General features: G+C 69.1%; 14 protein-coding genes. 11 read left to right on the plus strand and 3 right to left on the minus strand.

Annotated elements, in window-relative coordinates; genetic code table 11:
- Both BLV92_RS26695 and BLV92_RS26700 read left to right on the plus strand, forming a co-directional pair.
- Window positions 1–1,131, plus strand: a complete 1,131-nt coding sequence (locus BLV92_RS26695) for an ABC transporter permease (RefSeq protein ID WP_090551003.1) — start codon at window positions 1–3, stop codon at window positions 1,129–1,131.
- Window positions 1,132–1,138: 7 nt separating this feature from the next.
- Entirely contained in the window at window positions 1,139–2,647 is a 1,509-nt protein-coding gene (locus BLV92_RS26700; protein ID WP_090551006.1) for an efflux transporter outer membrane subunit, read from the plus strand.
- Between the two features lie 145 nt (window positions 2,648–2,792).
- Here the strand turns inward: BLV92_RS26700 and BLV92_RS26705 are convergent, their stop codons facing one another.
- Window positions 2,793–2,990: a DUF2964 family protein gene (locus BLV92_RS26705; RefSeq protein ID WP_090551495.1), complete on the minus strand. Its 198-nt coding sequence runs from the start codon at window positions 2,988–2,990 to the stop codon at window positions 2,793–2,795.
- 442 nt (window positions 2,991–3,432) lie between these two features.
- Between BLV92_RS26705 and BLV92_RS26710 the strand changes: the two genes are divergently transcribed.
- The 8 genes from BLV92_RS26710 to speB all read left to right on the plus strand — a co-directional run bounded on the left by BLV92_RS26710 (window position 3,433) and on the right by speB (window position 10,210).
- Window positions 3,433–4,287 (plus strand): transporter substrate-binding domain-containing protein, encoded by an 855-nt coding sequence (locus BLV92_RS26710; RefSeq protein WP_090551008.1) that lies wholly within the window; start codon window positions 3,433–3,435, stop codon window positions 4,285–4,287.
- 31 nt (window positions 4,288–4,318) lie between these two features.
- Window positions 4,319–4,981, plus strand: coding sequence for an amino acid ABC transporter permease (locus tag BLV92_RS26715; RefSeq protein WP_090551010.1), 663 nt, complete (start codon window positions 4,319–4,321; stop codon window positions 4,979–4,981).
- Window positions 4,982–4,997: 16 nt separating this feature from the next.
- The gene (locus BLV92_RS26720; RefSeq protein ID WP_090551012.1) at window positions 4,998–5,651 is read left to right on the plus strand and encodes an amino acid ABC transporter permease; all 654 of its coding nucleotides are present in this window, start codon (window positions 4,998–5,000) and stop codon (window positions 5,649–5,651) included.
- Window positions 5,648–6,496, plus strand: coding sequence for an amino acid ABC transporter ATP-binding protein (locus tag BLV92_RS26725; protein WP_090551014.1), 849 nt, complete (start codon window positions 5,648–5,650; stop codon window positions 6,494–6,496). The genes BLV92_RS26720 and BLV92_RS26725 overlap by 4 nt, the downstream gene beginning before the upstream one ends.
- The gene (locus BLV92_RS26730; protein ID WP_090551016.1) at window positions 6,493–7,755 is read left to right on the plus strand and encodes a M20 family metallo-hydrolase; all 1,263 of its coding nucleotides are present in this window, start codon (window positions 6,493–6,495) and stop codon (window positions 7,753–7,755) included. The genes BLV92_RS26725 and BLV92_RS26730 overlap by 4 nt, the downstream gene beginning before the upstream one ends.
- Window positions 7,756–7,768: 13 nt before the next feature.
- The gene (locus BLV92_RS26735; protein WP_090551018.1) at window positions 7,769–8,485 is read left to right on the plus strand and encodes a DUF1989 domain-containing protein; all 717 of its coding nucleotides are present in this window, start codon (window positions 7,769–7,771) and stop codon (window positions 8,483–8,485) included.
- Between the two features lie 131 nt (window positions 8,486–8,616).
- A complete protein-coding gene (locus BLV92_RS26740) occupies window positions 8,617–9,225 on the plus strand; it encodes a cupin domain-containing protein (RefSeq protein WP_373681844.1) in 609 nt (202 codons plus the stop codon).
- A 31-nt stretch (window positions 9,226–9,256) separates the two neighbouring features.
- Window positions 9,257–10,210 carry an agmatinase gene (gene speB / locus BLV92_RS26745; RefSeq protein ID WP_090551022.1) on the plus strand — a complete coding sequence of 318 codons (954 nt, stop codon included), beginning with the start codon at window positions 9,257–9,259 and terminating at the stop codon, window positions 10,208–10,210.
- 65 nt (window positions 10,211–10,275) lie between these two features.
- Here the strand turns inward: speB and BLV92_RS26750 are convergent, their stop codons facing one another.
- A complete protein-coding gene (locus BLV92_RS26750; RefSeq protein WP_090551024.1) occupies window positions 10,276–10,893 on the minus strand; it encodes a histidine phosphatase family protein in 618 nt (205 codons plus the stop codon).
- 301 nt (window positions 10,894–11,194) lie between these two features.
- On the opposite strand from BLV92_RS26750, the gene BLV92_RS26755 reads away from it, so the two are divergent.
- A complete protein-coding gene (locus tag BLV92_RS26755; RefSeq protein ID WP_373681843.1) occupies window positions 11,195–12,076 on the plus strand; it encodes a fructose bisphosphate aldolase in 882 nt (293 codons plus the stop codon).
- A gap of 66 nt (window positions 12,077–12,142) precedes the next feature.
- Here BLV92_RS26755 and BLV92_RS26760 read toward each other — a convergent pair whose 3' ends face one another.
- Window positions 12,143–13,009, minus strand: a complete 867-nt coding sequence (locus tag BLV92_RS26760; RefSeq protein WP_090551497.1) for a LysR family transcriptional regulator — start codon at window positions 13,007–13,009, stop codon at window positions 12,143–12,145.
- Window positions 13,010–13,078 lie beyond the last annotated feature (69 nt).

Raw genomic sequence — 13,078 nt, forward strand, 5'->3', positions numbered from 1 at the left:
ATGACGCAATGGCTGAAGAACGTCGCGCGCCTCGCCCGCAAGGAGATCGCGAGTCTCGCGCGCGACGCCACGCTGATGGTGCTGATCGCGTTCGCGTTCACGTTCGCGATCTATTCGGTCGCGAAATGGATCAAGGCGGAGGTGTCGAACGCGTCGGTCGCGTTCGTGGACGGCGACCGCTCGGACCTGTCGCGGCAATTGCGCGCGGCGATCCTGCCGCCCTACTTCAAGCCGCCCGTCGACGTGGACCGCCGCGACGTCGATCGCGAACTGGACCGCGGCCGCTACATCTTCGCGATCGAGATTCCGCCGCGCTTCGAGGCGGACGTGCTGGCCGGACGCGCGCCCGCCGTGCAGGTGCTGGTGGATGCGACCGCGATGACCCAGGCCGGCCTCGGCAGCGCGTATCTGCAACAGATCTTCATGAACGAAACGCTCGCGTTCCTGCACGCGCGCGAAGCCGCCGCCGCGCAACTGCCGGCGGAGCCGGTCGTGCGCGTGCTGTTCAATCCGAACACCGAGTCGTTCTGGTTCACGTCGACGATGCAGATCGTGATGAACATCACCGTGCTGTCGATCATCCTCGTCGGCGCGGCGGTGATCCGCGAGCGCGAGCACGGCACGATCGAGCATCTGCTGGTGATGCCGGTGCGCGCGAGCGAGATCGCGGCCGCAAAGATCGCCGCCAACGGCGCGGTGATCTTCGTGGTGTCGCTGCTGTCGCTCGGCGCGGTCGTCGAAGGCTGGCTGCGGGTGCCGCTCGAAGGCTCGCTCGCGCTGTTCGCGTTCAGCACCGCGCTGTATCTGTTCTCGGTGACCGCGCTCGGGATGCTGCTCGCGACGCTCGCGCCGTCGATGCCGCAGTTCGGGCTGCTCGCGGTGCCGACCTATGCGGTCGCGTACCTGCTGTCCGGCGCGGCGACGCCGGTGCAGAGCATGCCCGCCGCGATGCAGCCGCTCGTGCAGTTGCTGCCGACCACGCAGTTCGTCACGCTGACCCAGGCCGTGCTGTTCCGCGCCGCCGGCGTGGACGTCGTGTGGCCGCAGCTGGCGGGCATCGCGGCGGCCGGCGCGCTTTTTCTCGCGCTCGCGCTGACGCGCTTTCGCTCCATGCTGGCCCGCCAAGGGTGACCCGTCGATGACTCCGCTTTTTCCCGCACCGAAAGACCGCCACGAAACCGCGTCGCATCGCGCGCGCCACGGCTCGACGATCCGGCGCGCGACCGTGACGGTTTCGCTCGCCGCCGTGCTGCTGTCGGCGTGCTCGTCGGTCGTGAAGGTCGACCTGCCGCCGCAGCGCGAGATTCCCGCCGGGTTCCAGCAGGCGCCGCCCGGCAACGGCGCGCCAACCGATCTCGCGCACTGGTGGCGGCAATGGCAGGACCCGGTGCTCACGCAATACATCGACGATGCGCTCGCCGCGAACACCGACCTGCGGATCGCGACCGCGCGCGTGCGCGAGGCGCGGGCGATCGCCGCGATGGCGGAATCGCTTCGTTATCCGACGCTGTCCGCGCGGGCGGGCGGCGCTTACGGATTCGGCGACCTGCGCAGCCCTGCGCCGGACGACGCGCCCGACCTGACCTCGTATGCGGGCGGCGTCACCGCCGCGTGGGAAGTCGACCTGTTCGGCCGCCGCGCAAGCGACGCCGAAGCCGCCGGGCTGCTCGCGGACGCCGCGCAGGAGTCGTTGCGCGGCACGCGGCTCGCGATCGTCGGCGACGTCGCGCAGAACTATGCGGAAGCGCGCGGGCTGCAACGCCGGCTCGACCTCGTCGAGCGCAGCCTGACGACGCTGCACGAACTGGAACGCTACGCGGACGCGCGGTTCCGCGCGGGCGACGCGACGCGCTACGACGTGATGCGGGTGCGCGAGCAGATCGCCGCGCGCGAAGCGCTGCGCCCCGCGCTGTCGAGCCAGATCGACGCGCGCGTGCGGCGGCTCGCGGTGCTGACCGGCCGCCCCGCGCAGCAGGCCGCGCCGCTGGCCCAGCCCGGCCCGTTCTACGTGCCGCCCGCGCCGGCGGGCGAGTTGCCGTCCACGGTGCTGGAGCGCCGGCCGGACGTGCGCGCGGCCGCCACGCTCGTCCGCGCGCAGGCCGCGCGGCTCGGCAGCGCGAAGGCGGAGCTGCTGCCGCGCTTCTACCTGACGTTCGCCGGACTCGACGGGCGCGTGCGGCTCGAAGGGCTGCCGGCGTTGAGCGGCACCGGCGGATTGATCGGCATCGGCGCGGATCTGCCGATCTTCAACGCGGGACGCCTGCGTTCGAATATCGACGCGAACGACGCGCGGCTGCAACGCGCGCTCGCGCAGCACGACAAGACGCTGCTGCAAACGCTCGAAGAAGTGGACAGCGCGTACGGCATCCGGCACGGACTCGACCGTCGAGCCGAGCGAATGACCGCGACGCTCGACGTCGCGCGCGACAACGCACAGCGGGCGAAGCGGCTGTACGAAGCGGGCCAGCGCACGCTCCAGGACGTGCTCGACGCCCGCATCGACGCGTTGCAGCGCGAGGACGAACTGGTGCAGACGCAGACCGACGACGCGCTCGCGACCGTGCGGCTTTATCTGGCGCTGGGCGGCGGATGGTCGGCCGATGACGAAGCGTCCGCGCAGGCGGCGGCGCGCACGGAGCAGGAGTGACGGCGCGCAGCCGCGCCGTGTGAACGCAGCGAGCCGGACGGCGAACGTGCGGCCTCGATGAAACGATCGGGCGTCATCGATTCCAGCAGCGCGGCCGCGGCCCGAACCTCGCCGCTCGCCGCGCGAGCGATTTCGAAACCCGCCGTCACGGCGTCCCGTGATCGTCGTGCGACGGATTCAGCATCATCACGAGTCCGGCGATGCCGACGATCAGCGCGGCGACGCCATAACGAAACGACGGATGGCTGTCGTACAGCAGCCCGTGCACCGATGCCATCAATCCGCCGAGCGTGATGAACACCGCGATCGTCGCGGCCCCGATCCTGTAAGGCGAGCGGATCATTTTCCCTTCCTCCCGTTGATCGCCGCCGCATTCGCGGCACGCGTGGTCCGCCGGGGCGCGCGTCGTCCGGACGCGCGGCGAAAGCCCGACAGGTTCTCCCATCATCCCGCCGGCCGTCATTGCACGGTTGACATGTATCAAGCGCGGCATCGTTGCGCGGCGGGCTGAAGCCGCACCCACCAGCCCACCCGCCAACGCCGGTTCGACGGCGAACCGCTTCCGCGTCGTCAGTCCTGCCAGCCTCACCGCGAAGGTGCAGCGCGCATCGCGATCGGTGCAGCGCACGTCCGCGCTCACGCCGACGGTGCATTCCCGCAACGCAAAGCCACGCAAAACCGGCCGTGCGCCGCTGGCACGCCTCATGCTTAGTGAACCTCATTCAAGTTACTTGAATAAAACTCCAGTACCTTTCAATCACGGCCTCACGCTACAAGGGAGCATCATGCACAAGCCTCTCCGCAATCTGGTCCTGTCACTGGCCGGCGCGCTCGCGCTCGTCGCGTCCGCGCCCGGCTGGTCGCAAGGCAGCGATCTGCTCGGACGCATCAACGCGAACAAGGAAATCACGATCGCCACCGAGGCGCGTTACGCGCCGTTCGAATACGTGGACAACGGCAAGATCGTCGGATACGACGCCGACCTGATGGCCTACGTGCTGAAGTCGCTGCCCGACGTGAAGGTGAAGCAGCTCGACCTGCCGTTCCAGGGCCTGCTGCCCGGCCTCGACGCGAAACGCTTCGACATCGTCGTGACCGCCGTGACCGTGAACAAGGACCGCGCGAGCCACTTCGCGTTCACGCTGCCGGTCGCGGACGCGACGACCGGCGTGCTGCTGCGGAGCAACGAAACGTCGATCAAGTCGCCGGACGACCTGAACGGCAAGATCGTCGGCTCGCAGACCGGCTCGGCGCAATTGCAGGCGCTGATCGCGCTCGACAAGAAGCTGAAGGACGCGGGCGGCCCCGGCCTCAAGCAGATCAAGCAGTACGTCGCGTTCGACGAAGCGTATGCGGACCTCGCGGTCGGCCGCCTCGACGCGGTCGCGCAGTCGCTCGCGAACCTCGGGCCGCTGATGAAGTCGCGCCCCGGCGTGTTCGCGGTGCTGCCGCAGACGATCGGCCCGAAGAGCTATTTCGCGTGGGTCGTGCGCAAGGACGCGGACAGCGCGAGCCTGCTGAAGCTGTTCAGCGACGGCATCGCGCGCGCGAACCAGGACGGCACGATGAAGAAGCTGCAGCAGAAGTGGTTCGGCTCGACGATGGACGTGCCGACCGAGCTGCCGGCTCCGTCGATCTGATCAGACAACCGTCACCCCACGGCCCGACGACATGAACGCTCCCGACCTGCTCGCGCGCTGCGCCGGCTACGCGCCGCAACTGCTGCAAGGCGCGCTGACGACGCTGTGGCTGTCCGCGCTCGCTGTCTGCTGCGGCTTTTTCGCGGGGATCTTCGTGTACACGATGTCGGTCGGCAAGAGCCGCGGGCTCGCCGGCGCGGCGCGCGTGTACGTCAGCGTGTTTCGCGGCACGCCGGTGCTCGCGCAACTGCTGGTGTTCTATTACGTGCCGTCCGCGCTCGGCATCGACCTGCCCGGCGTCGTCGCGGCGGCGGTCGGGCTGTCGCTGAACACGGCCGCGTACCAGTCGCAGATCCTCGCGGCCGGTTTCCGCGCGATTCCGCGCGGCCAGATCGAGGCCGCACAGACGTTCAACCTGACGCGCCAGCAGGTGTTGTGGCACGTCGAGGTGCCGCAGGTGGTGCGCGCGACGCTGCCGGCGCTCGTGTCCGAGATGATCGACATCGTGAAGGCGTCGGCGGTCGTGTCGGTGATCTCGGTGACGGACCTGATGCGCGTCGGCCAGCAACTGTCGTCGTCGAGCTACCGGCCGCTGGAGGTGTACTCGCTCGCGGCCCTCTTTTATCTGGCGATCACGACGCTGCTGTCGGTCGCCGGCCACTGCTACGCGCGCCGCGCCGCGCGGCGCGCCTGACGACGGAGCGCCCCCGATGGACACCCTGCTCGCCCTCGTCCCCCGCTTCGCGGCCGCGCTCGTCGTCACGCTCGAAGTGAGCGTGCTCGCCGCGTTGCTCGGCATGCTCGGCGGCTTCGCGCTGAACGCGCTGCGGCTGCGCTTCGCCCGCGCGTTCGCGGTGCCGTATGCGGCGTTCGTGTGGCTGATCCGCGGCATGCCGTATCTGTCGCAACTCGTGATCGTGTACTTCGGGCTGCCCGCGCTCGGCGTGACGATGACCGCCGTCGAAGCGACGGTCGTGTCGCTCGCGATCTATTCGAGCGCGTATTTCGCGGAGATTTTCCGCGCCGCGTGGGCGAGCGTGCCGCGCGGCCAGCTCGAAGCGGCCGACGCGTTCGGCATCGGCCGCTGGGCCGCGTTCCGCGCGATCGAACTGCCGCAGGCCGTCGCGTTCGCGGTGCCGCTGCTCGCCAACCAGACGATCCTCACGATCAAGGAAAGCGCGGTCGCGTCGATCATCACGGTCCCCGAACTGACGATGACCGCGAGCGACATCGTCGCGTCCACGTACACGTACATCGGCCCGTACGCGCTGCTGATCGCGAGCTACTGGCTGCTGACCCAGGCCGTGTCGCTGCTCGCGCAGCGCGTGACGGCGATGATCCCGTTCCTGCGAAAGACCTCATGAGCACTCTCCCGATTCTCCAGTTGCGCGCCGTCGGCAAGTCGTACGGCACGACCCGCGTGCTGAAGGGCATCGACCTCGACGTGATGCGCGGCGAGATCGTCACGCTGATCGGCCCGTCCGGCTCCGGCAAGACCACCGCGCTGCGCTGCATGAACTTCCTTGAGGCCTACGACGAAGGCGAAGTGTGGATCAAGGGGCAACTGCTCGGCTACCGGTCCGCGGGCCGCACGCCGCGCGATCGCGACAGCGACGCGAGCATCGCGGAAGTGCGCCGGCCGGTCGCGATGGTGTTCCAGCAGTTCAACCTGTGGCCGCACATGACGGTGCTCGACAACGTCGCCGCGCCGCTCGTGCTCGCGAAGAAGATCGCGCGCGCGGATGCCCGCAGGAAAGCGCATGCGGCGCTCGCTCGCGTCGGTCTCGAACACAAGGCGGACGTCTATCCGGGCCGGTTGAGCGGCGGCCAGCAGCAGCGCGTCGGCATTGCGCGCGCGCTCGCGATCGAGCCGGAAGTGATGCTGCTCGACGAACCGACCTCCGCGCTCGACCCGGAGCTGGTCGAGGAAGTGCTGACCGTGATCCGCTCGCTCGCGCAGGACGGCATGACGATGGTGATGGTCACGCACGAGATGAGCTTCGCCGCGAAGATTTCGGACAAGGTGGTGTTCATGGAAGCCGGCCAGATCGTCGAGGCCGGACCGCCCGCGCAACTGTTCGGCAACACGCGCACGCCGCGCCTGCAACAGTTTCTGAAGCCGTGGTTCGACCGCAGCCTGACGTTCGCTACGGCGAGCCCCGCTGCTTCGGCCGCCGCCGCTTCGGACCCGCTCGGAGCCGCGCGATGAACGGCCTTCGACTTTCCCCCAGCGACGCATGGCGCGCGAGCGAACACGTCGATGCCGACCGCCTGCTCGCGTCGGTCGACACGCTCGCGTCGTTCGGCGCGCGCGGCGACGGCGGCGTGGACCGGCCCGCGCTGTCCGCCGTCGATCTCGACGCGCGCCGCCATCTGATCGACCGCGCCCGCGCGCTCGGCTGCACGGTCAGCACCGACGCGTGCGCGAATCTGTTTTTCCACCGCGCCGGCACAGAGAACCTCGCGCCGGTGATGACCGGCAGCCACATCGACACGCAGCCGACCGGCGGCAAACTCGACGGCTGTTACGGCGTGCTCGCGGGCATCGAATGTCTCGCGGCGCTCGCCGACGCCGGCATCCGCACGCGCCGTCCGCTCGAAGTCGTGGTCTGGACCAACGAGGAAGGCACCCGCTTCACGCCGGGCGCGATGGGATCGAGCGCGTTCGTCGAGCCGTCGCGGCTCGCGGCTTATCTCGACGCGACGGATGCAGCGGGCGTCACGCTGCGCGAAGCGCTCGACGCGCAGCGCCGCGCGTTCCCCGATCTGCCGCTGCGCGATCACGCGGCAACGCCCGCCCATGCGTTCGTCGAACTGCACATCGAGCAAGGCCCGCTGCTCGAAAACGCGGACGTGCCGCTCGGCGTCGTGACCGGCATCCAGGGCGTGCGCTGGTACGCGCTCCATTGCGACGGCGTCGCCGCCCATGCCGGCACGACGCCGATGAACGTGCGCCGCGATGCGATGACGCTCGCCATCGCGCTGCGCGCGGAGATCGACGCGCTCGCGCATGCGCTCGGCGGCGACGACACGCGCATCACCTTCGGCCGCTGGAGCGTATCGCCGAACGCGATCAACACGATTCCGTCGGCGGTCACGTTCAGCGTCGATTTCCGCCACCCGGACGCGGCGGTGCTCGACGCGTTCGATCGCCAGATCGCGGACTGCGCGTTGCGCCGCCGCGCGCGCGTCGAACCGCTGTTTTCGCACGCGCCGGTGCGTTTCGACGCCACCGTGCTCGCGACGCTCGACGCCGCGTGCGCGGCGCTCGATGCGCGCGCGCTGCGGCTCACGTCCGGCGCGTTTCACGACGCGATGTACGTCGCGCGCCATTGCCCGACCGCGATGCTGTTCGTGCCGAGCCGCGACGGCATCAGCCACAACCCGGCCGAATTCACCGGCCCGCATCACCTTGCAATGGGCGCGCGCGCGCTCGCCCATTGCGTCACTCAACTCTGCAACGACTGAACAAGGAGTCACGATGAACGCAATCGCCGCCCCGGCCGCCGCCGACGACAACGGCCTCGAAACCGGCCTGAACGCCACCCTGCGCGAGCCGATCTCGGCCGACGGCACGCCCGTGCTGGGCAAGACCTACACGGTGCCGGCCCGGCACGGCCGCGCGGTCCGCGTGAAGGCCGGCCAGACCATTCGCATCGCGAATCCGCACGGCACCCAGGTCTGCGACACGTGGATCTTCAACGCGGAGCATCTGAACGAGTTCCTGTCGTTCGAACACACGCGCGCGTATATCGACCGGATCATCCCGCAGCCGGGCGATCCGCTCGTCACGAACCACCGCCGGCCGATCGCGGAACTGGTCGCGGACACGTCGCCGGGCGTGCACGACACGCTGATGGCCGCGTGCGACCTGTACCGCTATCGCAACCTCGGCGTCGAGGGCTACCACGACAACTGCGCGGACAACCTGCGCCTCGCGCTGAAGGCGATCGGCCTGCGCACGCGCGAAGTGCCGCAGCCGTTCAACCTGTGGATGAACATTCCGGTGAAGCCCGACTACTCGGTCGAGTGGCTGCCGCCGGTGTCGAAGGCCGGCGACTATGTGGACATCAAGGCGGCGATCGACTGCGTGGTCGTGATGTCGGCGTGCCCGCAAGATATCATTCCGATCAACGCACTGAATCCGCTCGACGTCGAGTTTACGGTGCTCGACCCGGCCGTCTCCTCCCACTCCTAGACCAAAGAACCCGCACGGTGGCTTCCAGAAAACCTTTGTCGTCGGGCGGCGCAACCCGCGCCGCCGCGGCCGGCCCGGCCCGCTCCCCGTCCCCTTCGCGCAAGCCCGGCAGGCCGTCCGCTGCGTCGTCCATCGCCGCGTCCGCGCCGCCGCTCGACGCGGACGCGCTCGGCTCGCGGCTGCGGCACGCGCGGATGGTGCAGCAACTGACGCTGAAGGCGCTCGCCGAACAGGCGGGCTGCTCGGAGAGCCTGCTGTCGAAGGTCGAAGGCGGCCACGCGACGCCGTCGCTCGCGACGCTGCACCGGATCGCGCTCGCGCTCGACACCAACATCGCGACACTCGTGTCCGGCCCCGGCGCGGACGTCACGCCGGTGCAGCGCGCGAGCGAGCGGCCGTCGGTGCGTTTTCCGGCCGTGCAGGCGCGCGCGGCGAAAGGCGGCCGGCCGGCCCCGGCGATCATGCTTGAACGGCTGATCGTCCCCGGTCCCGGCCAGCTTCTGCAAGGCGACATCCACGTGCTCGAACCGCTCGCGCGCAGCGACGAGCAGATCAGCCACATCGGCGAGGAACTCGGCTACGTGCTCGAAGGCGAACTCGAACTGACGCTCGGCGACCAGTGCTACCGGTTGCAGGCCGGCGACTCGTTCTACTTCCCGAGCACCGAGCCGCACAGCTACCGCAACCCGGGCGAATGCACGACGCGCGTGCTGTGGATCAACACGCCGCCCACTTTCTAGCGATTTCGCGCGAGGCCCTACCTTGACCGCCATGACCGGAACCGACGTCAGCCAGATGCAGTTGCCGCGCTTCAGCGGCATCCCGACCTTCATGCGCGTGCCGTATGCGACCGACCCGGCCGCGTTCGACATCGCGCTTGCCGGCGTGCCGTTCGACGGCGGCGTGACCGCGCGGCCCGGCGCGCGCTTCGGCCCGCGCGAGATCCGCAACATGTCGACGATGATGCGCGCGATCCATCACGTGACGCGCTTCAATCCGTTCGAGGCGTGCCGGGTCGCGGACGTCGGCGACGTGCCGTTCGACGACCTGTACCACCTCGAACGCGCGCACGACGACATCCGCCGCTTCTTCGAGCCGCTCTATCGCGCAGGCAAGATCGTGCTCGCGGCGGGCGGCGATCATTCGGTAACCTATCCGATCTTCCAGGCGATCGCGCCGCAGAAGCCGATCGCGCTCGTCCACATCGACGCGCACACCGACACGTGGGATGCGTTCAAGGGCTCGAAATTCACGCACGGCGCGCCGTTCCGCCGCGCGGTCGAGGCGGGCCTGCTCGACCCGACGCGCACGATCCAGATCGGCATACGCGGCGCGCAGAATTCGGACGAAGGCTGGCGTTATTCGCTCGATCACGGGATGCGCGTCGTGTTCATCGAGGAGTTCGACGCGCTCGGGCCGGCCGCGATCGCGGCGGAAGCGCGGCGCGTGGTCGGCGACGGTCCGGTGTATCTGTCGCTCGACGTGGACGGACTCGATCCGGTCTTTACGCCCGGCACCGGCACGCCGGAGATCGGCGGGCTGTTGACGCGCGAAACGCTCGCGCTGCTGCGCGGGCTAGACGGGCTGAACTGGATCGGCGGCGACGTGGTGGAGGTGTCGCCGCCTTACGATCAGACCGGCAATACCGCGCTCGTCGCCGCTACGTTGATGTACGAGATGCTGTGTCTGTTCGCGAAGCGGGCCGCGCCCGGGGCGGGCGCGTAGGCATGGCATGCGCGGTTCGAGCCCGTGGCCCTGCTGGCCTGGCCGATCGCGCGCGCCTCTGAACGCTAAACCTGCTGACACGACTCCGGCACGCGGTTCCATTGCCGGATCGCGCGATGCTCGCGGTCGAAGCCGAGGATGCTGATCGACGCGGTATCCAGATAGAAGTGCGCGCCGAGCGCGGCCGCGTCGCCGATCCAGCAGCCGGCGAGCGCGCGCAGGAAATGCGCGTGCGAGAACAACGCGACGCGCCCCGGCATCGCGAGCAGGCGGCCGACCAGCGACTGCGCGCGCGCCTGCACCTGTTCGAGACTCTCGCCTTGCGGAACCGGCGCGCTCCACACCGTCCAGCCCGGCTGCTGCGCGCGGATCTGCGGCGTCGTCAGTCCTTCGTATTGCCCGTAGTCCCATTCGAGCAGCGCCGGCTCGGGTTCGGCCGCGTCGCCGAGACCCGCGAGGCGGCACGTGTCGAGCGCGCGCGTCAGCGGGCTGGACAGCACCGCGTCGAAATGCTGCGCGGCAAGCACCGGCGCGAGCGCGCGCGCCTGGGCGCGGCCGCGCTCCGTCAACGGAACGTCGGTGCGGCCGGTGTGCTGTCCCGAACGGCTCCATTCGGTTTCGCCGTGCCGGATCAGCCAGATTTCGCGTGGAATGGTAACCTCTGCTGCTGATGCGGCGCTCATGAGCGGCTCCGTAGGCGGTGCGGCATCGAACTTGCGATGCGCGCAGATCGGCGGATGCGGTGGATGCAGTCTGCACCTCCGCGGCGGTCCATTCTATGCCAGCGGTCGCGGCCGTGCCGCATACCCCGTCCATACCGCACAGGCCGGCCGCGACACGAAGCAGCGCGATGCAACGCGCGTCGTCATCGCGATGCCGCGCAACGCGGCTACGCTGAACCGGATGCAAAAAGTTTCGACGAGTGGTGTTCTGGTGCGATGTCGGTTCTTTTGAAGGAGGGCAACGGTCGTGAACCAAGACGGAATGCTTGCGCAGATTCGCGAAAAGCCGGGATTCATCGCGGCGCTGGACCAGAGCGGCGGCTCGACGCCGGGCGCGCTCAGGCAATACGGCATTGCCGACAGCGCATATAGCGGCGACGCCGAAATGTTCAGGCTGATGCACGAGATGCGCGTGCGGATCATCAGCGCGCCCGCGTTCACCGGCGAACGGATCATCGGCGCGATTCTCTTCGAGGCGACCATGGACGGCAGCGCGCAGGGCAAGCCGGTGCCGTCGTTCCTGTGGGAAGCGCGCGGCGTCGTGCCGTTCCTGAAAGTGGACAAGGGGCTGGAGCCGGAAGCGAACGGCGTGCGGCTGATGAAGCCGATCCCCGGCCTCGATCCGCTGCTCGACCGCGCGGCGAAGCTCGGCGTGTTCGGCACGAAGATGCGCTCGGTGATCGGCCACAACGCATCGGACGGCATCGCGGCCGTCGTGCGCCAGCAGTTCGAATACGCGCAGCAGATCGACGGACACGGGCTGATGCCGATCCTCGAACCGGAAGTGTCGATCGACACGCCGGACAAGGCCGGCGCCGAAGCGACGCTGCGTTCGGAACTGCTGAAGGGGCTCGACGCGCTGCCCGAGTCGCGCCAGGTGATGGTCAAGCTGACGATCCCGGACGTCGTGGACTTCTACCAGCCGTTGATCGAGCATCCGCGCGTGCTGCGCGTGGTCGCGCTGTCCGGCGGCTATACGCGCAGCGACGCATGCGAGCGGCTGAAGCTCAACCACGGGATGATCGCGAGCTTCTCGCGCGCGCTGATCAACGACCTGAAGAAGTCGATGAGCGACGACGAATTCGACGCGGCGCTCGCGGAAGCGGTCGACGAGATCTATCGCGCATCGGTCGACAAGGACTGACGTCCAGCGCATCGGCCGCCCTGCTGCGGGTTTCATCGCGGACCTGGCGGCCGATGCCCATCGGCGTCATGCACCGTGCAGCGTGTCGATGATCGCCTGCGTGATGCCGGGCCGGTCGTAGGTGGTGCGCTGGATCATCCCGACCGTGCGCAGCATCGGCGGGTTCGCGATCGGCAGCACGCGCAGCGCCGGATCGTTGCGCCAGTTGCCGCCGTGCAGCACCGGCAGCACCGTCACGCCGACGTTCTCGCGCACCAGCGCGACGATCGTCTCGATCGAGTTCAACTCCAGATATTCGTTCACGTCGAGGCCTGCGTGGTCGAGCGCCTGCTCGACCACGCGGCCGGTCGGCACGCGCCGGTCGAAGCGCAGGAAACCGTGGTTGCCGAGGATGCGCTGCGGGTCGGTGTCCATGATCTCGCGGCTCGTCACCAGCATCAGCGGCTCCGTGTACAGCGTGGTCCAGCGCAGCGTGTCCGGCAGCGTCGCGCCAGGCCGCGCGACGACCGCCGCGATATCCACCTCCCCCGCGTCCACCATCCCGGCGAGTTCGTCCGAACGCGCCGACACGAGCCGCACGTCGAGCTGCGGATGCGCGGCCTTCAGCCGGGCGACCACCAGCGACAGCGCGCCGATCACCGACACCACCGCGCCGATCGTCACCGGCCCGACCATCGAGTCGGCCGGCGCGACGCCGAGTTCGGCCAGCAGTTCGAGAATCTGCTCGACCTTCGGCTGGATGTCGCGGCCCGCGCGCGTCAGCGCGACCTGGCGCGCGCGGCGGTCGAACAACTGGCGGCCGAGCGCCTGTTCGAGACCGCGCATCTGGAGGCTCACCGCCGCCTGGGTCAGCGCGACCTTTTCCGCGGCGGACGCGAACGAGCCGGTCCGCGCGACCGCCTGAAACGTCTTCAGCATCCGCAACGTCGGGATCGTCATTTTTCACTCAAGAAAAACTTGTATATGGAAAAGAAATATTAATATTTCCTGGCCTTCCACGCA

It is taken from the genome of Paraburkholderia caballeronis (assembly GCF_900104845.1).
GTDB classification, from domain to species: Bacteria; Pseudomonadota; Gammaproteobacteria; order Burkholderiales; family Burkholderiaceae; genus Paraburkholderia; species Paraburkholderia caballeronis.